General features: G+C 73.6%; 19 protein-coding genes. 10 read left to right on the forward strand and 9 right to left on the reverse strand.

Annotated features, from left to right (window positions below):
• Nucleotides 1-283 precede the first annotated feature (283 nt).
• Entirely contained in the window at nt 284-2,059 is a 1,776-nt protein-coding gene (locus WCS02_RS04725) for a CehA/McbA family metallohydrolase domain-containing protein (protein WP_340290449.1), read from the forward strand.
• Nucleotides 2,060-2,434: 375 nt separating this feature from the next.
• Here the strand turns inward: WCS02_RS04725 and WCS02_RS04730 are convergent, their stop codons facing one another.
• A complete protein-coding gene (locus WCS02_RS04730; protein ID WP_340290452.1) occupies nt 2,435-3,298 on the reverse strand; it encodes an ANTAR domain-containing protein in 864 nt (287 codons plus the stop codon).
• A 354-nt stretch (nt 3,299-3,652) separates the two neighbouring features.
• On the opposite strand from WCS02_RS04730, the gene WCS02_RS04735 reads away from it, so the two are divergent.
• Nucleotides 3,653-5,797 carry a SpoIIE family protein phosphatase gene (locus WCS02_RS04735; protein ID WP_340290454.1) on the forward strand — a complete coding sequence of 715 codons (2,145 nt, stop codon included), beginning with the start codon at nt 3,653-3,655 and terminating at the stop codon, nt 5,795-5,797.
• Nucleotides 5,798-6,276: 479 nt separating this feature from the next.
• Entirely contained in the window at nt 6,277-6,528 is a 252-nt protein-coding gene (locus WCS02_RS04740) for a hypothetical protein (RefSeq protein ID WP_340290457.1), read from the forward strand.
• A gap of 57 nt (nt 6,529-6,585) precedes the next feature.
• On the opposite strand, the gene WCS02_RS04745 is transcribed toward WCS02_RS04740, so the two are convergent.
• The 7 genes from WCS02_RS04745 to WCS02_RS04775 all read right to left on the reverse strand — a co-directional run bounded on the left by WCS02_RS04745 (nt 6,586) and on the right by WCS02_RS04775 (nt 14,629).
• Nucleotides 6,586-7,092: a DUF4913 domain-containing protein gene (locus WCS02_RS04745; RefSeq protein WP_340290460.1), complete on the reverse strand. Its 507-nt coding sequence runs from the start codon at nt 7,090-7,092 to the stop codon at nt 6,586-6,588.
• Entirely contained in the window at nt 7,089-8,930 is a 1,842-nt protein-coding gene (locus WCS02_RS04750) for a type IV secretory system conjugative DNA transfer family protein (RefSeq protein WP_340290463.1), read from the reverse strand. Before WCS02_RS04750 ends, WCS02_RS04745 begins: the two co-directional genes overlap by 4 nt.
• Before the next feature lie 42 nt (nt 8,931-8,972).
• Nucleotides 8,973-10,553, reverse strand: a complete 1,581-nt coding sequence (locus WCS02_RS04755; protein ID WP_340290466.1) for an ATP/GTP-binding protein — start codon at nt 10,551-10,553, stop codon at nt 8,973-8,975.
• Between the two features lie 155 nt (nt 10,554-10,708).
• A complete protein-coding gene (locus tag WCS02_RS04760; RefSeq protein ID WP_340290469.1) occupies nt 10,709-12,259 on the reverse strand; it encodes an SCO6880 family protein in 1,551 nt (516 codons plus the stop codon).
• Nucleotides 12,246-13,586, reverse strand: coding sequence for a TrbL/VirB6 family protein (locus WCS02_RS04765; protein ID WP_340290471.1), 1,341 nt, complete (start codon nt 13,584-13,586; stop codon nt 12,246-12,248). Before WCS02_RS04765 ends, WCS02_RS04760 begins: the two co-directional genes overlap by 14 nt.
• Nucleotides 13,583-14,356 (reverse strand): DUF8175 domain-containg protein, encoded by a 774-nt coding sequence (locus WCS02_RS04770; RefSeq protein WP_340290473.1) that lies wholly within the window; start codon nt 14,354-14,356, stop codon nt 13,583-13,585. The genes WCS02_RS04765 and WCS02_RS04770 overlap by 4 nt, the downstream gene beginning before the upstream one ends.
• Nucleotides 14,357-14,398: 42 nt before the next feature.
• The gene (locus WCS02_RS04775) at nt 14,399-14,629 is read right to left on the reverse strand and encodes a hypothetical protein (protein WP_340290475.1); all 231 of its coding nucleotides are present in this window, start codon (nt 14,627-14,629) and stop codon (nt 14,399-14,401) included.
• Nucleotides 14,630-14,994: 365 nt separating this feature from the next.
• On the opposite strand from WCS02_RS04775, the gene WCS02_RS04780 reads away from it, so the two are divergent.
• The 3 genes from WCS02_RS04780 to WCS02_RS04790 all read left to right on the forward strand — a co-directional run bounded on the left by WCS02_RS04780 (nt 14,995) and on the right by WCS02_RS04790 (nt 17,120).
• Nucleotides 14,995-15,504 carry a hypothetical protein gene (locus tag WCS02_RS04780; RefSeq protein ID WP_340290478.1) on the forward strand — a complete coding sequence of 170 codons (510 nt, stop codon included), beginning with the start codon at nt 14,995-14,997 and terminating at the stop codon, nt 15,502-15,504.
• Between the two features lie 24 nt (nt 15,505-15,528).
• Nucleotides 15,529-16,536, forward strand: coding sequence for a M23 family metallopeptidase (locus WCS02_RS04785; RefSeq protein ID WP_340290481.1), 1,008 nt, complete (start codon nt 15,529-15,531; stop codon nt 16,534-16,536).
• Nucleotides 16,537-16,670: 134 nt separating this feature from the next.
• Nucleotides 16,671-17,120: a helix-turn-helix domain-containing protein gene (locus WCS02_RS04790; RefSeq protein WP_340290484.1), complete on the forward strand. Its 450-nt coding sequence runs from the start codon at nt 16,671-16,673 to the stop codon at nt 17,118-17,120.
• 19 nt (nt 17,121-17,139) lie between these two features.
• Here WCS02_RS04790 and WCS02_RS04795 read toward each other — a convergent pair whose 3' ends face one another.
• Complete coding sequence (locus WCS02_RS04795; RefSeq protein WP_340290486.1) at nt 17,140-17,655, reverse strand: hypothetical protein; 516 nt, start codon at nt 17,653-17,655, stop codon at nt 17,140-17,142.
• Nucleotides 17,656-17,903: 248 nt separating this feature from the next.
• Here WCS02_RS04795 and WCS02_RS04800 point away from each other — a divergent pair, with 248 nt between their 5' ends.
• The 4 genes from WCS02_RS04800 (at nt 17,904) to WCS02_RS04815 (ending at nt 22,365) form a co-directional block, all read left to right on the forward strand.
• Complete coding sequence (locus tag WCS02_RS04800) at nt 17,904-18,149, forward strand: hypothetical protein (protein WP_340290488.1); 246 nt, start codon at nt 17,904-17,906, stop codon at nt 18,147-18,149.
• A 133-nt stretch (nt 18,150-18,282) separates the two neighbouring features.
• Nucleotides 18,283-20,313, forward strand: coding sequence for a hypothetical protein (locus WCS02_RS04805; protein ID WP_340290491.1), 2,031 nt, complete (start codon nt 18,283-18,285; stop codon nt 20,311-20,313).
• A gap of 565 nt (nt 20,314-20,878) precedes the next feature.
• Entirely contained in the window at nt 20,879-21,826 is a 948-nt protein-coding gene (locus WCS02_RS04810) for a ParA family protein (protein WP_340290494.1), read from the forward strand.
• A 338-nt stretch (nt 21,827-22,164) separates the two neighbouring features.
• The gene (locus WCS02_RS04815; protein ID WP_340290497.1) at nt 22,165-22,365 is read left to right on the forward strand and encodes a ParB family protein; all 201 of its coding nucleotides are present in this window, start codon (nt 22,165-22,167) and stop codon (nt 22,363-22,365) included.
• Nucleotides 22,366-22,380: the final 15 nt, after the last annotated feature.

Consider the following 22,380-nt stretch of genomic DNA (forward strand, 5'->3'; position numbering starts at 1 on the left):
CTCGCGCGGTCGCAGGACCCGGGGGGTCGGCGGGGCCCCCCGGCAGGTCCCCGCTGCGGCCGCGCGGGCAGCGGGCACCTGACCAGCCTCGTCCGGCCGGCGTCGCGGTCGCGCCAGTCCGACCGCGCGGACCTACCTCCGTCGGGCTGCCAGGCCCTCGGGTGTCGTCCAGAAGTCGCCGAGGCTTCATCTGCCGTTTGTCCACCTGGCGCTACAGGCGGTGTTGGCTCACGGCCGCGACTGCCTGATCGAGCAGCCGACACGATGGACACCTGGAGACGCAGTGGACCAGCACCCGCACGAGCACCGCCACGACTCCGGCCCTGCCGGGCACTCCCACGGACCTGCCGGGCACTCCCACGGACCTGCCGGGCACTCCCACGGACCGGGCGGGCACTCCCACGGACCCGCAGAGGGCGCTGTCGCGGGCCCCGAGCTCGACGTCGAGGTCCCGGACACCGAGCTGACCCCGGCGCAGGTCGCCCGCCGCTCGTTCCTGCGCGGTGTCGGGCTGGTGGGCGCGAGCGGTGCGGTCGCGGGAGCGACAGGCCTCGCCGGCGCCTCGCCGGCAGCGGCGTCGACGGCGTCGGCCAGGCCGCCGCGCAGCGGAGACTCCTTCCGCTGGTCCGCCGGCGACCACCACATGCACACGCAGTACAGCGGCGGCTCGGACGCGCCCTACCTCATCGAGCAGCACGCACTGCACGCCAACCGCTTCGGCCTGGACTGGATCGTCGTCACCGACCACGGCGGACCGCTCCACCAGAAGTTCGGCGTCAACGCGACCTACCGCGACATCGCGCTGGCGCGGCAGAAGCACACCGACATGCTCATCTTCCAGGGCCTGGAGTGGAACCCGCCGGCAGGCGACCACTCCACCGTCTTCGTCCCCCCGGGGACCAACGACCTGGCGATCATGAGCGAGTTCGAGCTGCTGTACGACGCGTCCATCAACGGCAACGGTGCCTCGACTCCGGCCAACGAGGCCAGGGCCCGGGAGGCTGTCCGCTGGCTGGGCGACCAGGTCCGCGCGGGCCGCACCGACAGCGCGCTGCAGATCTTCCACCACCCCAGCCGTGGCGGCCGGTACGCGCCGTCGGAGTTCCGCGGCATGCGGGACACCGAGCCCACCGTGTCCATCGGCATGGAAGGTGCCCCCGGGCACCAGGCCGCCGGCATCCCGGTCTCGCAGGGCGGGGCAGGCGAGGGACGCGGCTTCTACGACGGCGGCCCCGGGACCAACTCCTACCCGGGCTACCCGCTGGACTCCTACCGCACCTACGGCGGGTTCGACTGGCTCACCTCGACCGTCGGCGGGGTGTGGGACTCCATGCTCGCCGAGGGCAAGCCGTGGTTCGTCACCGCGACGTCGGACTCCCACCAGGTGTACCGCGACTCCTGGACCTACGGCGGCGCCCCCACCCCCGACGGCGTCTACAAGGACCCGGTCTTCACCCGCGACGAGGTGCCCGGCCGCGGCGACTTCTGGCCCGGCCAGTACTCCCAGACGGTCCTCGGTCTCCGCGACTTCTCCTACGGCTCCGTGGTGGAGGCCCTGCGGTCGGGCCGCTCGTACCTCGTGCACGGCAACCTCATCGACGGGCTGCGCCTCACGGTGTCCACCGGTGGCCGTCGCGGCGTCGGCACCATCGGCGACACCGTCCAGGCCGCCCGCGGCGGCCGGGTCGAGGTCACGGTGTCGGTCGACCTGCGCCGCACACCCAACTTCAACGAGGACATCCCCCAGCTCGCCCGGGTCGACCTCATCGCCGGACCCATCACGGGACCGGTCGCGGACCAGGACACCATGACGGCACCCGGCACCCGCGTCGTCCAGTCCTGGGAGGTCAGCGCCCGCCAGCGGGACGCCGGCGTCGCCGAGTTCACCTACCGGTTCAACCGCGACGAGAGCCCGCTCTACCTGCGGGTCCGGGGCACCGACGGCAACCGTGCCAGCGGCGGCCCCAGCGGCCTGGAGCCCGAGCAGGACGTCATCGGCGACGCCGACCCGTGGACGGACCTCTGGTTCTACTCCAACCCCGTGTTCATCACCCGCTGACGACCCCCGCGCTGCCGCCCCCGCGGTCTCCCGCGGGGGCAGCAGCGGTCACCATCCCGTGCCGGAGCCGGACCTCAGGGGCGCCGCCCCGCCGCCCACGATGGCGGGAGCCCGCCCGCATGCACGCCAGCGCAGGCGTGAAGGGGAACCGAGCGGGCTCCCGGGCCCGACGCTAGGTCGGGGCGTCCCCCGGCGGAAGCCGACGGAGACGGCATCACCTGCCTGGCCCACGCCCGACAACCTGTCCCGGGCGGGCGACGACCCGGCGTGGCGCCACCACCACGGCACGTCCACCGCCGACCGTCCTGGGCCGCGCCCGCACGCTGGCTCCACGAGCCGCAGACGACGACCAGCCACCGCTGGGTAAGCCCGACGTCAGCGCTGGCTGGTCGCGGCCACCAGCTCTGCGGCGACCTGTGCGAGCTTGCGGTTCTGAGAGCGGGACAGGCGGACGAGCTCGGCGAAGGCGTCGTCGGGCGTGCACCCGGTGCGCGCCATGAGGACCCCCTTGGCCTGCTCGATCGTGGCGCGCGAGACCAAGGCTGCCTTCATCTGCTCGGCGACGCGCTGGGCGGAGTGCAGCAGGTGGGCGTTGGCCAGGGTGGTCGCGGCGTAGCCGGCGAAGGCTTCGGCCGCCGGCACCGACGACGGGCCCAGGCCGCTGCCGTCGCCGCGTGCATACATGTTGAGGGCTCCGACGACGCGGCTGGGGACAGCCATCCCGACCGACAGCGACCCGGTCACCCCGGCCCGGCGGGCCGCGTCCACGAACCGCGGGTACCGCCGGTGATCATCGAGGTCACGGCCGAGGTCGAAGAGCGGGACGGTGCCGCCCTGCCGGGCGGCGTCCATGCACGGACCAGAACCCTCGTCGTACTGGCGTTCGTCCAGCTGCGCCGCGAGGTCGCCGGTGAAGGCGACCGTGTGCGCCTTCGCTCCCTCGACCAGCGTGATGGAGACCTCGTCGGCGCCGGGGATGCTCGCCTGGGCCAGGGTGGCCACCTGCCGCACCACGTCGGTGAGCGACGTCCCGGCCAGGGACAGGCTCGCCAGCTCCGCGATGGCCTGGTCCAGCTCGACCGGCGGCAGGGTCGGCACCCACCGCTCACCGAGGGGCAGGTCGTCCGCGGCATCGACGAGCTCGGCCAGGGCGTCGCTGCCTGGGACTCCGTCGCGTGCTCCACCACCGACCGCGTCGTCGGACGGGTCAGACTCTTCCGGGTGGGTGTCGCCGCTCATGGCGGGCCTCTCGCTACGCCTACCGGTCCCTCTGGGCTGGGACGGGGCGGCGCCTCAGCGTCACGCGGGATACGCCGAGGTTCGTGGCCGCCGGGCTGTTCGAGCGGGAACATGGACGCTACACGGGGGTCCGGAGGTCCGTGACGGTGCGGGCCGTGCCTCAGCGGGTTTGACCCGTCGCGGCGCACGTGCTCGAGGCGCCTGAGCAGCCGGGGTTCGCGCGGATACCCGTCGGGGGGTGCTGGTCCGCAAGGATGGTCGCGTGCGACCAGTCTCCGACCCTGGCATGCCTTCGGGGGTGCCAAGGGCGACGCACCACCGGGCCGAAGCTGCCCCGGCACGAGGCGGGCGAGCGTGACCGAGGCTGCGGCACTGACCCTTCCTGCTGTCGCCCACGACTTCCCTGCGGCGGTGCTCCTGGTGGACACCGACGCCGGGGCGGTGGTGTTCGTCAACGACCTCGCGCGGCAGCTCGCCCCGGGTCTGGAGCTGCCTGCGGACCTGGAGGCCTGGTCCCGGGAGGCGCAGCTGCAGGTGGTCTCCGGGGGCCCGCTGGGCGACAGCAGCACCCCGCTGGCCAGCATCGTGGCCGGTGACCCCAGCACCGGCCGCCAGGTCAGCGCCGCCCTGCAGTCCGGGGCCAGCACCGCCCGGGAGGCGCTGTGGGCGATCGGGATGCCCCTGCACGAGGCACCCGAGCCGCTGCGGGCACGGTCCCTGCTGGTGCTGCTCCCGCTCCGGTTCCCCGAGGCCATCGCCGACGCCCAGGCCGCCGCGGCCGCCAGCCGGGCCCACCGCTCGGTCCTGTCCAGCGGCCTGGCCATCGCGATCAGCGACCCCACCGCCGACGACGACCCCCTGGTCTGGGTCTCGCGCAGCTTCGAGCAGCTCACCGGCCACACCAGCGCGGAGGTCCTCGGCCGCAACTGCCGCTTCCTGCAAGGACCCGACACCGACCCGGACGCCGTCGCGCGGGTGCGCGAGGGGCTGGCGGCCGACCGGACGGTGAGCGTGACCCTGCTCAACTACCGCCACGACGGGTCCGCCTTCTACAACCACCTCGTCGTCTCCGCCGTCTTCGACGCCGCGGGCAGGCTGAGCCACCGCGTCGCCGTGCTCAGCGACGTCACCGGACAGGTCCTGGCCGCGCACGAGCGGGACGCCGCGCGGGCCGAGGCCGACCGGGCGCGCCGCGCCGAGGTCGCTGCCGAGGACGCCCGCAGGTTCGGACGCCTGCTGCTGAGCCTCAGCGAGGCGCTCACCGCGACCACCACCGTGGAGCAGGTCGCCGCCGCCATCACCGACGTGGTCGCCACCGAGCTCGGCGCCGCCGGCGGCGGGCTCCTGCTCGCCGACACCCACCGCCAGCACCTGGACTTCGTCACCCTGGAGGAGATGCCGCCCGGCACCGACGCGGCCTGGTCGCGCATCGGCTGGGACGCCGACGCCCCCGTCGCCGTCGCCGTCCGCAGCCGGCAGCCGGTCTACTACCCCGACCGGGACGCCCTGCTGGCAGCCCACCCCACCATCACCGACCAGGCGGACGTGCCCGTCATGGGCGCCAGCGCCAACCTTCCCCTGGTCGCCGGCGGCGAGGTCGCCGGAGCCGTCTTCCTGTACTGGGACCGGTCCTACGTCGTCCTCGAACACCAGCAGGACGTCCTGGCAGCGGTGGCCCGCTACACCGCCCAGGCCGTGCAGCGCGCCCAGCTGCTCACCGAACGGCGCACCGCCGCCGAGGTCCTCCAGCGGTCGCTGCTCACCCGGCTGCCCGAGCCCGACCACCTGGAGCTCCGTGCCCGGTACGTCCCGGCCGCGGTGGACGAGCACGTAGGCGGGGACTGGTACGACGCCGTCGTCCTGCCCGACGGCAGCACCACGGTCGTCATCGGTGACGTCGCCGGCCACGACATCGCCGCCGCCGCACGCATGGGGCAACTGCGCGGGCTGCTCCGGGCCTACGCCTTCGACCGCGCGGAGCCGCCCAGCGAGGTCGTCGCCCGCCTGGACCGGGCCGTCACCGTTCTGCACCCCGACACCCTCGCCACCCTCGTGATGGCACGGGTGGAGCAGACCGAGGCGGACAGGCAGGCGGGGCTCCGGCGGGTGCGGTGGACGAACGCCGGGCACCTGCCACCGATCATCCTGCACGCCGACGGCAGCACCGAGGTGCTCACGACCGTCCCCGAGCTCCTGGTCGGGCTCCAGCCCGGCGCCGCCCGCAGCGACCACGACCACGTCCTGCTGCCTGGTTCCACGTTCCTGCTGTTCACCGACGGGGTCGTCGAGCACCGCGGCCGCAGCATCGACGACGGCCTGACCGACCTCCGCGGCGTGCTGTCCCGCCACGCCACAGCCAGCCTGCAGGACCTCCTGGACCAGGTGGTGGCCGAGCTCGTCGGGAGCTCCCCCGACGACGACTGCGCCGTCCTCGCCGTCCGCGCCCACCCCGAGGACCGCCCCCGCCCGACCGAAGCCGGCCCGAACCGCCTCGCCTGACAGCCCTGGCTGCTCACCCAGCGCTTCTCGGGGAATGACGAACATCCGCACGGGTAGGGCACGGCGGCCACCCGCACGAGCGACCGGGCACCGACGGCAGTCGACCGCGCGCGGTGACACGAGCACGGGAGGAGCGAGCGATGGCTGCTGACGGGCGTCGAGATCGCGCCGGCGCAGACGACACAGACGACACAGACGCCGGCGTCGCCGCTGCCGTCGACGTCAGCCTCAGAGGCGACGCAGCAGAGAAGTCGCTCGAGACGAGGACGGCGGCGGTGACCGCACAGGTCAGGGCCCGGTACGCGGGCCGACCGGACGACATCGTCCGTGAGGCACTGCGTCGCGAGCTGGACCGGCAAGGGCTCGACGGCTGGCGGGCTGACACGCAGGACCTCGGCCCCGCCCCGGAGGTGACGAGCTAGTCGACGCGTCCTCGTCGACGCGTCGACAGGCACCGAGCCCCGCCCTACGTTGCTTCGGTGCTGGCCGACGACAACGCCCTGAGCGAGGCGGTCCTGCGAGACCTCATCCTCGACCAGCACATCAAGCCAGACGCGGAGCTCGTGGCCTCGCTCAACGCGACCATCGCACGGCTGCGGGACAGCCACGGCAACCGCCCTGTGCCGGTGGTGCGCGAGGTGCTGCGTCGTGAGCTCGACGCGATGGGGTTGGACGGCTGGGTGACAGACGGGGACGGCTTCGACGGCCTCGTGCGCCGCATCGTGCGCTGATCCTGCAGCCGACGAACGACCGCCGGACGAGCCTGTCGACCGGTCCGCACCGCTGCGCTAGAAGAGGCCGACGGGCGGCTCGTCGCACGGCAGCGGCTTGAGCCGTGCGTCGTGGCCCTTCTCGGGGCTGCACCCCTTGAACGGGCCGTCGGGGTCCAAGAGCGTGGCCATGTGCGGATCGGCGTGGTCCCGCAGCCACACGCTGATGCCCAGCGCGGGTTCCAGGCGCAGGTGCTCCCACGCCCGCCACAACGCGTCCAGACGGACGATGGCCTCCGCGTGGCGCCACCACTGCGGGCACCACGTCCGGTGCCGGCCGTCCAGGCTGCGCCGGTACGTCGGCGCCAGGAGCTCCCGGACGAAGACCTCCACGGTGGGGAAGTACAGCTGCGGGGCATCCTCCTCCGGCGACGCCGTGTCGGCGGGCTCCGGGCCGGCGCCGGTGTCCTCAGCCCACTCGTCGGTGGCCCCCCATCCCCCCTGCCCGACGCCCGCCGGGTCGCCGATCGGGTCGTCGGTCACCGTCGCGACCGGGGAGCTGCCCAGGTCCGCGCCGGCAGTCATGACGAGCTCCCGCCGGGCCGGGTGACGGCCGACGGAGAAGGGGTGACCGGGACCGCGACCGTGACGGTCCGGGCGGGCCTGGCAGCCGCCGGCGGAGGACGCCGTGCGGCAGGGGCGTGCGCAGCGATGGACGCCCGCACCTCGGCGGCCGCGGGGCCGTCCATCCACGGCACCGTGCGGACGAGGGTCGGCGGGATACCGGAGGCGAGCAGGAGCGCCCTCCCGCGCGGCAGCGCACCGAGCTCGGAGACCTCGAGGACGCGCTCACGCCGGGTGGAGCGGCTGGTGGACCGGCCACCCCTGCCGTGGGAGGTGGACAGCTGGCGCAGGTCGTAGTCCCCGACCAGCTGGGACAGCTCGGAGAGGAACTCCACCTCCGAGACACCGCCGCCGTAGACCTTCACGTTCGCCGCCGACCACAGCTTCCGCATCCCGTCGCGGCCCCACACCTCCACCCCCTGCGACCAGGACTGCAGGATCGTCATCATCACGATCCCCCGGGAGCCGTAGTGGGAGTACAGGTTCGGCAGCTCCCGCCACCGGCACACGTTCGCCGCCTCGTCCAGCACCGCGACCAGGGGAACCGGGAGCCGCCCGCCGGGCGAGGACGTGGCCAGCTGCTCCGCGGCCTCGGTCACCGCCACCGTCAGCGCCGTCACCAAGGGGCTTGCGGACCCGCGGCCCTCCTTGGACAAGGAGTACAGGGTGCCGCCGTCGCGGACGAACGCCGCCGGCGAGAACTCCGTCCGAGCACCCCCTCCCTCGGACGACGGGGTCACCCAGCCCATCGCCCGCCGGTTGGTCATGAACGAGGCCAGCTGCTGCGCCGTGCCGTACACGCCGCCGCGCTGCTTGTCGGGGGCGTGCACGACCCCGGCCACCGCCGCCGCCGGCAGGACGTAGCCCGCGATCCGGAGCAGGTCGACCGGCTCGTCCTCGGTGGGGTCGGTCAGCCACAGGTACACCTGCGTCAGCGGGCGGTCGGCGACCGCCGCCGCGAGCAGCAGCCCCGCCAGGAGCTCACGGGCGGCGGAGTCGAAGAACGCGTCCGTCCGGGCGCCCGGGTCCCTGGACGCGGAGGAGATGAGGTCTGCCAGCACGGACGCCCTCACCTCGTCGGTGACGTAGGTCAGCGGGTTCCACCACCACGCGCCGGGACCGGTGGTGGGCTCCTCGACGATCCCCTGCGGGTCGAACACCCACACCGGGCCCGCCGCCGCGCGGGGGCCGCGGGTGGCGTCGACGATGTCCCGCTTGTTCGACGTCGCCAGCACCGCACCCGGTGCGGCGAGGACGGCAGGGATCGCGCGGGCGGTGGTCTTCCCCGTGCGGGGACCCCAGATGTCCACCGCGTTGTCCTCCCACGAGGAGAACAGCGGCTGCCCCGCCAAGGACACCCCGATGGGCAGACCCGGGCTCGCCCCCTTCGCCGTGGCCACGCCCAGGCGGGCAGCCGTCGCGGCCGCACCGTGCCGGGACACCGGCCGCAGGACGCTCCCCCGGGCCAGGTGCGGTGCGGCCCGGTCCACCCCCGCCCGACGCCGTCGACCCCTGCCCCGAAGGACAGCCACCAGCACCAGCGTCCCCAACACTAGGATTCCTAGGCCCACCGCGGCAAAGGTCGCGGACGGCGTCCACGGCACCGTGCCGCCCAGGACCCCGAACAGCAGCGAGAACGGGTTGCGGGGCAGGACCACCCCGGTCCCGTCGAGCCGGTGACCCAGGTGCGCGCCACCGGCCACGACACCGGTCACGGTCACCGCCGCGGTGACCCCCACCCACACCAGCACGGTGTCGGTCGAGCTGGCCGACGCCGGCCGTCGCGTCGACGCGCTCACCAGGGGCTCACGAGGGGCGCCTGAGCTGCTCGGCGGTGGGGCTCACGGCACGATCCCGCTGCCCACGGGGCCCGTGCGCTCCGGCACCGGTCCGCTCCCCCGACCGCTTTCCCGTGCGCTGCTCTGGTGCCTGCTCCCCGGCTGGGTAAGGTCGACAGGGAGCTCGGCGAGGGGGTCGGCGGGGAGGTTGACCTGCCCGGTGACGTCGACGTCGACGACGCTCGTGGCGGGCGCGTCGCGCCACTTCTTGTTCGTGTCGTTCAGCGCCCCCTCCACCGAGGTGAGGGCGACCTTGACCGGGATACCCGGCCGGCCCCCGACCTTGATGAGGAACTTTCCCTGCCCCGGCGGCGCCGCGGCGTCACCGAGGTGGGAGTCCCACGACGGCGGCGTGGTCCAGCTCGTCACCAGGTCCCGCTCGGCGCGGGACATCCCCACCGCGGAGGTCAGCATCGGGATCTCCGCCGACGGCAGGCCCCCGCAGATGACCATGCCGGCCCGCTCGACGAAGCCGCGGGCCTTCATCCGGTCCTCCTCCGTCGGCAGTGCCAGGAGGTCGCTCATGGTGTGGGAGACCATCGCCATCCCGACGCCCCGCTGACGGTTCAGCCGGGTCAGGGCGTCGACCCGGTCCACGATCCCGCGGCCGGCCCGCAGCGCCCGCCACAGCTCGTCCAGGACTACGAAGTAGTGCCGGCGCGGCTCGAGGCCGGCGTCGGCCAGTGCGTTGGCCACGTTGATCGTCCCGAACCCGGTCGACCAGCACGCCAGCAGGACCGCGGCCTGCAGGTCGGTCTCCCCGTCCCCGATCGCGGACACGTCGTAGGCCACCGGCCGGTCCCGGCGCATGGGCGTGGTGGTCTGCGCTGAGAAGATCCGCCCGAACCGGCCCCCCTCCACCAGCGCCACCAACGACGCCTCCAGGCCCTCGGTGATCGCCCGGTACCGGTTGATGTCTCCGCGGTCGAGGGCGACCTGCCGGACGTCATCCGGTGCGGATCGGATCACCTCCACCAGGTCCGCCAGCACCGGGATGCGCGGCGTCGACCCGGACTGGGCTGCCATCCGGTCGTCGAGGACGCGCAGCGCCCGGTCGAGGACTGCCTCCTCGCGGTCGCTCGGTGGCGCGGCCCGGGCGATCGTCAGCAGCGCGCTGACCGTGGTGAGGCGGCGGCCGTGGGCGTCGGCGAGGACCTCCTCCCGCGCCCGGCCCGTGAGCCGGCGGGCGGCGGCGGTGGACTCCCCCGGGTCCAGGACGTTGAGGTGACCGCGGCCGCGGCCCAGCGGGAGGACGTCGCCGCCCATGGCGGTGATGAGGTCCAGGTAGTCCGGCTTGAGGTCGCCGAGCACCAGCGGGAGCACGCCGTAGCCGGCCAGGCCGAGCGCCATCCGGCGGACCACGGTGGACTTCCCGAGGCCGGGCAGGCCGAGGACGAACGCGCTGGGGTTGGCGATGAGGTTCGCACGGCGGAACCACGAGATGGGGTCGCAGCCCACGGTGGCCCCGCTGATGAGGTTCTGCCCCAGCGGCACCCCCACGATCGGCGAGCCGGTGCCGGCAGCGAACGGGTACAGCCCGCACACCTGCACCGACGTCCCCCGGAACTCCGGCGCCGGTTCCACCAGCGCGACCCGACCACGCCCCGGACCCGACCAGCCCCGAGGGCCTGGCCGCTGCTGCCTGGCGGTGGAGCTCGACCCGGACCGGCCCCCGCCGGCCGCCGGCTGGACAGGTCCCTGAGGGGCAGGGCGAGCCGTGCACGCGGCGCGGAGCGGGCTCACAGGGCGCTCCGCACCGAGGCAGGCAGTGCGGAGTGCGCCGGGAGCATGAGCCCCAGCGGCAGGGACGCGGCGAAGCCGACGTCCTGGGATCCGTACATGGGCCGCAGCTGCAGCCGCGCGGACGCCGACAGCATGTCCACCGCGGCGATGGCGTCCGGCAGGCGCTGCTCGTCCGCGACGGTCGCGGTGACCAGGACGGAGAAGTCGACCAGGCCCGCACCGAGGGCCTCCTCCGCCGCGGTGGCAGCCGCGGCCCGCTGCTCCGCGATCGCCCGCGCCGAGGGGCGGTCGCCGACGGTGGCGCGGAAGTCCGCGGCCCGCTTGTCGATCTCTACGATCCGCGCCGCCCGCGCCGGGTCCAGCGGCCGGAACACCAGCGTGACCCGCTTGCGGTCCACGTCCGGGTGGGGGTTGAGCAGGCCGTGCAGGACCGAGCTGTACACCTCCCCGCGCGGGGGTGCGGTCATCGACCAGGTCACCGACACCGCGCTGTCGTGCCGGTACGTCGACCACGTTGCCTCCGTGGCCACCGGGCCCACGTCACCCCACCGCAGCTCCGGCACCGACCGGTCGTGGCGAGCCTCGTCCAGGGTCAGCGCCATCGCCGGGTCGTAGGCGACCCGGACGAACTCGCACAGCTCCTGCGCCGCGACCGGCCGCGCCCCACCCGCACCCGTGGCGAGCAGCCCCTGCGACAGCACCGGCAGCCGCGACGCCAGGTCACGCGCGACGTCCGCGGCGGAGCGGCGACGGGCCCCCGGGCGGGGTGCGGCGGAGAACGTCAGCGTCACCCACGCCCGGATGGTCGCCGACCCCTCCGGGTAGCGGGCCACGACCTCCGACAACATCGCCAGCGCCACCGCCGGCGCGTCAGGGTGCGCCTGCTTCTCCACCTCCTGCCGCAGTCGGCTGCCGGAGTCCGGTGCGGTCTCCACCGTCACCGACGCCCCGACCAGGCCCGCCTCCGACGACAGGGACGACAGCCACGCACCCCACTGCGCCACCCACAGGTGGACCTGCTCCGCGTCGACCAGAGACGCCCCGTCCGGCTCGGTGGAGAACATCACCGAGCAGTGGCCCGTCGACGGCACCCGCAGCACCGCGAAGGGCCGCCCCCAGGAGTCCGTCCACTCGCTCAGCTGCGACGCCGCGAGCAGCCCCGGCAGCTGGTGCGTCCCCCACGGCACCCCCGACAGCGCGCCCGAGCGGTACAGGTGCATACCCCGCCGCCGCCCGTCCGCCCACAGCAGCCACCGGCCCAACCGCTCCGCCCCCGTCGCGCCGTGACGGTCCCGGAACGCCAGCAGCGCCAGCACCGCCCCGAAGACCAGGACCAGCGGCACCACCGCACGGAACCCGCCCGTGAACCACCCCACGATCAGGCTCACCAGCCCCACGAACAAGATCACCGTCCCGAGCGCACCCATCCCCAGCAGCCCCGGCGACGCCGGACGCCGCCAGTTGCCGTAGGTACGCGGACGCGCCTGCCCCCCGTGCCCCCCGTGACCACCAGCACCCGACTGCCCGGTGTGCTCAACGACTGCCATCAGGACCCTCCCCCGTAGAGCTCGACGTGCTGCGCGACGCCGCCGCCTGCGCGGCAGCACCCGCCTGCAGCGCCACCTGGCCGACCGCGACCACCGCGCCCGCCCCCGACGCACCCCTCGCCACAGCACCGCCAGCACCTGCACCGCCAGCGCTGCTCGCCGTGCCCGCGCTGCCGGTCGCACCCGAGGCGGTCGGGGCACTGGCACCACCGCCCTGCGGCGGCACCCCCCGCGCCCCTCCCGACGGTGCAGACCCCGACGGTGCCGACGACGCAGCTGCCGAGCCGGCACCGGTCGCGCCCGGAGCACCGCGCATGCCGGCCGCCCCGCTCGAGCCAGTAGCCCCAGAGCGGGCGAAGACCGCACCAGACGGCATCGCCGCCAAGGCGCCCATGGCCAGACCTGCGCCGCCGCCGGCACCCCCGGACGACATCGCCGACACCGCGGGCGTGACGAACCGCATCAGCGCCGGCAGCGCCAGGATCGCCAGCACCATCATCGTCACGCCCACCAGCACGTCGAGCATGCCGCCGCCGTCGCTTCCCCCGAACAGGTTCGCCCCCGACAGGCGGAACGCCGTCGCGTAGACGATCGCCGCGGCCGGCTTGTAGAGGATGAACGCCAGCAGCCACGCGCAGCAGCGGCGGAACCACGTCCGACCCGTCTCGGTCGTCGTGAACGACGCCGACAACGGGAAGATCCCCGCCAGGATCACCAGCATCCCCGACCTGACGATCATCAGAATGATCTGCACGCAGGACGTGACGATCCCCCCGACCCCCAGGAAGATCACCAGCAGCGCCGGCATCCCGTCCCCGGCCACAGTGGGTGTCACCAGCGGAGCCAGCAGCAACCCGCCCAGGTTCTCCCCGAAGTTCGTCCCGACCGTCGACCGGTCGATGATCCACTCGGCGAAGGCGTCCGCCGAGCGGACCGCCAGGGCGATGGTCGCCAGGCCGGCACCAGACACCACCGACAGCGTCATCAACGACCGGAGGACGTCACGGCCCGGCTCGGCCCGTCGCTCCCACGCCATCCGAGCGCCGCCGACCATGACCGACAGCACCGCGGCCGCCGCCATGTACCACCACAGCGACCCCTGGATGAAGCCCACCGCGTCCGACGGGCTGTTCCCCGACGTCGTCAGGTTCGGCGTCCCGATGTCCACCCACAACGTCGACAACGACGTGATCACCGACCCGACCGCATCGCCGACGGCCTTGGCTAGGCGACCCAAGGTGTCGGTGATGATGCCTGCCGCCACCTCCTCGGCTTGGCAGTCGATGTCGAAAAGCCCGCACTGGGGGTTGGGCGCCGTAGTGGTCATGTGCCGCTCCACGGGACGTATCCAGCGAGGGAGGGGGCGGCCTGCAGGCGGGGGAACGGTGCTCCTTCGGGTCCGAAGACCAAGCGCCAGTCGCCCTGTTCCCAACGCAGGGTGACCGGCGTGTGCACGGTGACTACTTGCTCGCGCGTTGCGGCCAGCATCGCGAGGTCGATGACCGTCTCGTCCTCGGTGTAGGAGAGGAACGAGAAGCCAGCGACCTGCACCTGCGCTTCGGAACTCGGTCCTGCGGAACTCCCCTCGGTCGGGAGGTTCTCAAGCGCCACGTCGCGCCCCGCGCCCTCAGCACCCAGGTCTTCCGTCAGGATCCGCTCAGCGTTCGGCAGCGTCGTGGTGGCGGCGACATTGACCGCTGCGTACAACGCGCCCACCGGGGTGCGCGCGAAGCAGGACCGAACAGGCGAGCTGACGGCGGGACCGTGCAACTCCGGTGCCGTCGGGGCCACCATCTCCCCCACGAGCTCCCACTGCGTCTCGGTGGGCGCCACAACCGGGACGGTCTGATCCCCGGCGGGCAGGTCGCAGGACGACGACTCCGGCTCGGTTGCCGTAGGGGTGGGAGACGGCGCGGCCCCTCCGGTCGTCTGCCGGCCCTGTCCCACCTCGACCGGGTCCGCGTCGCTCCCCGGGAGCGTGAACAGCACGACGGCCGCGACGACCAGCAGGCCGACGAAGAGCGCCGCCAGCACGAACCCCCGCCGCGCCCACAGGCTCTGCGGCCCGTCGGCCTCGTCCTCGAAGCTCGAGCTCATCCCCCATGCCCCCTTCGTTGTGGCGCCTCAGGTCTGCTGCCGTCAGACGAGGGCAGTGACGAAGCCGGAGGCCGCACCCACGACGACACAGCCGGCCAGCACCGTGCCGAGCTTCCCGACGTGCTCACCGCCCTCGCCGCGCCGGCTGGAGATGACCATCGCGATCCCGCAGAAGACGACCCCTGCCACGCAGATGGCCAAGGCCACCCAGGACACCCAGTTGAGGATCGTCAGGAAGCCCTCGGCACCCGGAGGAGCCCCCGGCGTCGGCACCGGGGCGAACGGGAGAGAAGCGGCAGTCAGCGGATTCTTCACAACAGGGTCCCTTCCTGTGTATGACAGCACTGGCCCGCCGCTCAGCAGCGTGCACCCCGGAGTGCTGATGCTGGACAGTAGGCCCGCCCGTGCACCACAGTCCATACCCTGACGAGACGTGTTCCGCCGTCGACGACAGCAGGGGGCTGGTGCCGGTGATGCGAGGCCACGACTGGACCTCCGGTGCTCGTAGGCCAGGGGTCGACCGGCTGCAGCCGCTCCCAGCTGGCCATGCCGGCCAAGCTCTGCACCGCCGGAGCCGGCTCACGTGGGTGCTCGCGGCGACGGGCGCCGCCTGTCTGACCGCCTGCTCCCCTGGCCTCGTGGCGACGACGGGTGAGCCAGCGAGGGAGCCCGCCCCCTACGTCACCTTTCACGACGACCAGGCGCCGCCGGACGAGGGGTCACCCGGGACGCTCACACAACCGCTGGTCGACCAGGAGCCGCTGGACGACATGGTCGACGCCACCCCGGACGCGGTCCCGGTGTGGGACGAGCAGGCCCGCGCGGACGCCGCGGCCGCGGCGGCGACCGCGGTCACCGCGTACGCCGCCGACCTCGACCCGGACAGCTGGTGGCGCGGCCTAGCGCCGCTGCTCACCCCCACCGGCCAGACCGCCTACGCCGAGGCCGACCCCCGCAACGTCCCGGCCGGCGCGCTGACCGGTCCCCCGGTGGTCCCTACGGACACCCCGAGCACGTTCCTCGTCCAGGTCGACGTTCCCACCGACGTCGGCCCCTACGGCGTGCTCCTCGCCCGCACCGCCGCCGGCCAGCCCTGGCTCGTCGAACGGTTCCTTCCGCCCGTGAGCGACGGGGCGGCCGCACCATGAGGACCGCGCCGTGAGGACTGCACGGTGAAGACCCTTGCCGGTGCCCTGCTCGGCACCACCCTGCTGCTCGGGAGCTGCGTCAGCGCCGTCGCGCTCGTACCGCCACCCCCCGCCGCGGCGTGCGCGGCACCGGTCGTCCTCAGCCCCGACGGCCTACCCGTCGGCGCCGTCGCCGGCTACAGCGGCGAACAGCTGGCCAACGCCGCCGCCATCGTCAACGCCGGCGGCGCGCTCGGCGCCCCCGCCCGCGCCCAGCTCATCGCCGTCATGACCGCCATGGGCGAGTCCGGGCTGCGCGTCCTGGACCGCGGCGACGCCGTCGGACCCGACAGCCGCGGGCTGTTCCAGCAACGCGACAACGGCGCCTGGGGCTCCTACGCCGACCGCATGGACCCCACCATCTCCGCCACCAACTTCTACCGCGCCCTGCTCGCCGTCGACGGCTGGGAGACCCTCTCCCCCACCCTCGCCGCGCACCGCACCCAGCGCAACGCCGACCCCTACCACTACGAGAAGTACTGGCCCGCCGCCCTCGAGGTCGTCGCCGCCCTCGCCGGCACCACCGTCCCGACGGTCCCCACCACTACCGACTGCGCGCCGGCACCCCCCGGAGACATCACCACCGAGGGCTGGATCCGGCCCGCCGCGGGCCGGCTCAGCAGCACCTACGGCTACCGCATCCACCCCATCACCGGCGTCCGCAAGCACCACAACGGCATCGACATCGCCAACGACTGCGGCACCCCGATCTACGCCGCCGGACCCGGAGTCGTCGTCCGCACCGGCCCCACCCCGAGCTACGGCACCCTCGTCGTCATCGACCACGGCAGCGGCGTGCTCACCCGCTACGCCCACATGTACCCCGAGGACATCCTCACCAGCGTCGGCGCCACCGTCAGCGGCGGCACCGCCATCGGGCGCATCGGCAGCAACGGCCAGAGCACCGGCTGCCACCTGCACTTCGAGGTCCAACAGGGCGGGGAGTTCACCGACCCGAGACCCTTCATGGCGGCACTCGGTGTGCCCCTCTGACACCACCGCCGCGGACGCTGGACCACCCGGCACGCGCGTCACGCTTGGTGACCAGCGCCAGAGGTGGTCCACTGCCGCCGTGACCGTGACGTGCAGCGCGACAGGGGCGCACGCCCCTGACGAGGCAGTGACGTATGACTGACAGTGACGCTCCACGCTCACTCGCCGAGAAGCTCGACCACCTCTTCGCGACCGTGCCCACCCCCGAGGGGCGAGAGGCCAGTTACCGCGAGGTGGCCGACGCCATCGCCAACCGGGGCGGGCCGACCATCTCCCCCTCCTACGTCTGGCAGCTGCGCTCGGGCACCAAGGACAACCCGACGATGAAGCACCTGCAGGCCCTGGCCAGCTACTTCGGCGTCGACGTCGCCTACTTCTTCGACAACACCGTCACCACCCGCGTCGCCGACGAGCTCACCCTGCTCGACGCGACCCGCGACCCCGCCGTCCGCGCCGTAGCCCTGCACGCAGCCGGCCTGTCCCCCGACAGCGTCGACCTCGTTGTCGCCGTCATCGACGCCGCGCGCCGCCTCGAGGAGAACCAGCAGCCCCGTGCTCGACGTCGAACCACCCGCTCGACGTAGACATCGGGCGGGAGCCCCGTCAGCGGACCTGTTGTCCAGCCAGCGCCTCGTTGGCTTCGATCGACCGACGCAGCCTGATGCTCTGACGTCGTCGGTACCACGGGTCCACGAGGAAGAGCACGATGGCGAGGGGCCACAAGACCAAACCAGACCAGTTCCACCACGACGACGTCTCCTCGTCCATGAGGAGCCATACGTTGAGCGCCAGCTGCGCCACTGCGAAGAGGATCCCCAGTCGCAGGATCCACCGCAGGGACCCGGAGGCGGAGTACCGCTCAAGGGCCGATAGCGCCGCACGTGCGCGCTGCGCCCCCGACGACGCCAGCTCAGGCCGCGCAGCCCGGCCCCGGTTGTTCGCCCGCGCAAGGTGCCACCTGTCAGACCACGACAAGGTCTTCGCGGTCTGGTTCCACTCCGGCAGGCCGGTTCCCGCGTACAGGTTGCGCTGTACCCGGCCGCGCAGCGCGAAGCCGACGAGGAGCGACACCGCGAGGACGACGACCATCGTCACGATGAGAAAGCCGACGGTCGTCATGACCGGAACCTAAGCCTTGTCCCCCGCCCCGACAGCGCGAACAGCCGAACCGCATGCCCCGGCAGGCTGCGACAACTCGGGGGCTCACCACGCACGTCAGACGGTCCGCAGACTTCCAAGACGCTCACCCGGTGGTGGCCGGGTCATGCGACGCAAAGAGCCGCCAGGAACCGACGCAAGTGACTCGCGACACGCCGCCCGGCTCCTGGTCCGCCGCATGCATGCAGAGGTCGGCCAGGCTTGCCGCCATGCCAGCGATCAAGGGACGCCACACGCGGGCCGCTAACGCCCCCACCGTGCTGTTGCAGGCCCGAGTCGATCCGAAGCTGCGCGAAAAGGCGCACCGCGCTGCCGGCGCCCTCGGCATCTCCATGGCGTCGTACATGGAGCACCTGCTGGCCCACGAGGAGCTGGACGCCGACGGCCGCCCGGTCTGGTGGACCGATGCGGCCCCTGCCGACCAGGAGGAGCTGCCGCTCAGCAGAACCGCTTAGGGCAGTGCCCTAGACACGACGAAGGCCCCCGTTGGCGCGGGGGCCTTGCGTCTAAGTGTTCGGGACCAGTTGCAGCTGGTCCGAAGTTGTCTCCGCCGAGGAGACCCCTCTCGAGAAGGGGCTTTGTGCTGCCATGAGGGTAGCCGATGACGATCCTGTTGCAAGAACTACTGGCGAACCCGACCCGGCGTGTCCGGTCGACGCCTGGACGCTCACCCACGCGCTGAGCCCGCGGCCGCTGGTGCGTGTCTCAACCGTCGACGCCACCGGGACCACCCTCAACGCCTACACCGGCCACGCCCCGGTGGACGGCCCTGCACCCGAGCTGCCCTGGGCGGTCTACCTCGCCGGCCGTGACCAACGGTTCCGCCTGCTCGCGCTCGACCTCGACGCCAAGACCGACCCCTCCCCCGCCCACCACGACGCCGACGTCCTCAGCACCCTCCTCGACACCGAGGGCATCGCCCACGTGGTGTGCCGCTCCGGACCCTCCGACGGGCGCCACCTCTGGCTCGCCCTCGACGGGTCCGTCGACGCCGCCACCGCCGCCACCCTCGCCCGCCTCGCCCGGCACCTGTGCCCCAGCCTCGACCTCGCCCCCCTCACCAACCCCGCCACCGGGTGCGTCCGACCCCCCGGCGCCCCCCACCGCGACGGCGGCACCTCCACCGTCCTGCAGGGCGACCTCGCGACGCTCACCCGGCCCACCACCACCCCCGAGCAGGTCCGCAGCCTCATCACCCGGCTCTCCCAGCTCGTCGACGACAACGTCACCGAGCCCACGACCGCCACCGCACCGACTACACCGCTGCCCGTGGACCAGCACGGCCACCTGTACCTGCCGGGCGCCCGCCGCGCCCTGCCGCCGGTCAGCGAGACCGCCCTGCACGACCAGGCCGCGGCCGCCGGCCCCGAGGGCGCCGTCACCGCCGACGCCTCGGCGGTGCTGTGGACCGTCCTAGTCGGGGCCGCCGCCGCCCGCTGGCGTCACCACGACATCGCCGCCCTGCTGCCCACCGCACCCGGCCTGGAGCACCTGCGCAGCGCCCGCGACCGCGGCCACCGACGTCCCCGCCCCGCGGACGGACCCTCCTCCCCCACCGCCGTCCTGCGACGGCAGTGGCGCAAGGCCGTGCAGCACGTGGCCACCACCGCCCGCCGCACCGGCACCGACCCCACCTTCGACACCCGCGCCGACCAACTCACCGCCCACGTCCGCGCCGTCCAGGCCCGCGCCGACGCCACACCCGGCCGGTGGACCCGTGGCGCCGGCCCCGGCGACCGCCGCGTCCTCGACGTGCTGTGCACCCTCGCCCTGCACGCCCTCAGCGCCGACCTCGAGGCCGACACCCGCCGCGTCGCCCTCCTCGCCGGCGTCGGCCGCGAGACCGCCCGCGTCGCCCTGCAGCGCCTGACCCGCGACGGCTGGATCGCCCTCACCCTCCCCGCCGCCGGCCCCCACGGCGCCCACTGGAGCGTCACCCCGCCCACCGCGGCAGCCATCCACAGAGACACCACCAGTGATCGGTCACAAGCGGACCCGCGCCCCGCAGGGGCAGGGGCCGCCGAACGTCTGGTCCTGCTCTCCGCTCTCCTGCGTCGCACCCAAGATGCTGCGCACGATTTGTTCACCAGCGGGTCCGGGCTCGGCCACCACCTGGGGAACGTCTACGCCAGGACAAGCCACGACCCCACCACCGTCATCGACCTCGCTCGAGCCACTGCCTCCGCGCCCCACCAGCTCCGAGCCGATCTGCAGAAACTCGAGGCAGTTGGGCTCGTCGAGCACAGAGGCGGCAGATGGCGTCGCGGCCGCCACGACGTCCGGGATGTCCTCGCCCAGGCCGTCGGCGTGCTCGGCCGGCTCTCGGACCGGGCACACCGGTACCGCGTCGAACGGATCGCCTGGGCGTGGTGGCAGGCCGAGCACGCCTGGATGACCGCGCCCCGGCGCACCCATCCCAGCCGCCGCGCCGGCGCCGGGCAGCTGGACCTCCTCCCCCAGCTCGTCCGCACCGGCCCCAGCAGCCCCCTCGGCGCCCACCCGCGCCGACCCGACGGACGCGCCGACTACCGCGCGAGCCGAGCCGCCGTCGCCGCCAGCCTCGCCGCCGAGCATTCCCCCGCCATCGACCACGGCACGCCGCGCCGAGCGGCCGCCTGACACGCGCACACCATCGTCACCACGACCAGTACTGCGGACGCCCCCCGCTGCGGCCGACGGGGCCGGGTCTCGCCGTCGCCCGGTCGACCGGAGGTCACCACGGCCAGGGGCGGCATCGCTGCGCTCTGCGGAGGCACCCGAGGTGATCCTTCCGGCCAAGAACGCGCCGGAAGCATCATCGGGGCCCGCCTCCTCCGGCCACCCCTGCCCGCGGTCAGGCTGCGCCTCGCCCGAACGACGGTGAGACCCCCAGCACCCCCCCGAGCGTCACCACCACGCCGCGCCCCCTCCAGGGCAGACACCGGCGCCCCGGAGGGCGCCGGGACAACCGAAGAACGCAGGGGCTCCGCCCCCACACCCCCGGCCCTCACTCCGATGAGCCCTAGCAACACTAGGAAACCTATCTGCTAGGAACCCTAGTGTTTCCAGTCCTAGTGATCCTAGGGATGGTAGAAAACCTAGGAGTGCTAGATGCCGGTCACGCTCGGCGCGCCTCCGCGGCGCCGCCTCCTACGAATGCTAGGAATCCTTGGATATGTAGGAACCCTAGGAATTCGAGGCTGACATGGATCGCACCACGCTGCGCCGGGTGGTCGCCGTCATCAACGGCAAGGGTGGTGCCGGCAAGACGTCGATCACCGCCAACGTCGCCGGCCTCGTCGCCAACTCCGGCTTCCGGGTGCTCGTCGTCGACATGGACCCGCAGGGCAACCTCGCCGAGGACTTCGGGTACACCCAGGGCGAGGCGGACGACCAGGGGCAGTCCCTCGCCGCTGCGCTGGCGTTCGGGCAGCCCGCGACGCCGCGGCGTGACGTCCGCCCGCGCCTGGACGTGTTCGTCGGCGGGTACCACCTCGATGCTGCGGCGGCCGCGCTGGCCGCGGCCAAGGACCAGGTCGGGGCCCGGCTCGCGCTGGCCCGGGTGCTGGAGCCGCTGGGGGAGGACTACGACCTCGTCCTCATCGACTGCCCGCCCGGGATCGAGGCGCTGCAGAACGCCGCGGCGGCCGCGGCCCGCTGGGCGCTGGTCCCCGCACGCTCCGACGCCAGCTCCCGCAAGGGGATGCTGGACGTGGCTCGGCGCCTGGACGCCGTCGTCGACCTCAACCCCGACCTGGACCTGCTCGGTGTCGTCCTGTTCGGCACCGGCACCGGCGCCCACCGCATCAAGCAGGAGGCGCGCGAGCGGATCGTGGAGGCGCTCGGCGCCGAGGACGTCGTCCTCACCACGACCATCCGGCACTCCGAGGCCACCGCCCACGCCGCGCGGGAACGAGGCCAGCTCGTGCACGAGCTCGAGGAAGAAGCCCGCAAGGGCCCGTCCTGGTGGCAGATCCGCCGCGGCGAGGCCACCGGCGCCGGGGGAGCACCCCGCACCGCGGGCGGGGTCGCCGAGGACTACCACGCCCTCGCCGAGGAGATCGTCGCCCGGATCACCGCCGCCGAGGCTGCCCAGGCAGAGCACCTCGAGCAGCTGGACCAGGTCGAGCAGGCGGGAGCTGTCGGCGCATGAGCGAGCAGCAGGCACCTGACCGCACCGTCCGCGGCTTCGGCGCCGCCCGCGCCGGCGGGGGAGTGCACCCCGACGCCCGCCGGCTCATCGCCAGGAACCGGGTTACTCCGCCCGCACCCCGACCTGCGGCCCCCACGCCCCCGGCACCGACCTCCGTCCCTCCCGGCGCGGCTGCAGACCTGCCCGCAGACGTGACGACGTCGGCCTCGCCTGGCCAGGTTCCGCCAGCAGTCGCTGCGCCTGCGGCCGCACCCGTGCCCGCAGTAGTCGAGTCGTCAGCGCCGACTCCGCAGGTCGGGGCCGCCAGGAACGGTGCAGCGAAAGCTCAGGTCAACGTCATGGTCCCCACGGATCTCCGTGCCCGGATCAGGTCCGCCTATCGCGCCACCTCCGTGCAGGAGGGTCACCGGTCGTTCAGCGACTTCGTCGCCGGTCTGCTCGAGGCCGAGGCGACCCGTCTCGAGGGCCGCTACAACGACGGTCGACGCTTCGCCGGGGGACAGGAACCGCTAACCCCCGGCCGGCCCTTGGACGCCTGACCGCCGGGCGACTGC

This window comes from Aquipuribacter hungaricus (genome assembly GCF_037860755.1).
Taxonomy (GTDB): domain Bacteria; phylum Actinomycetota; class Actinomycetes; order Actinomycetales; family JBBAYJ01; genus Aquipuribacter; species Aquipuribacter hungaricus.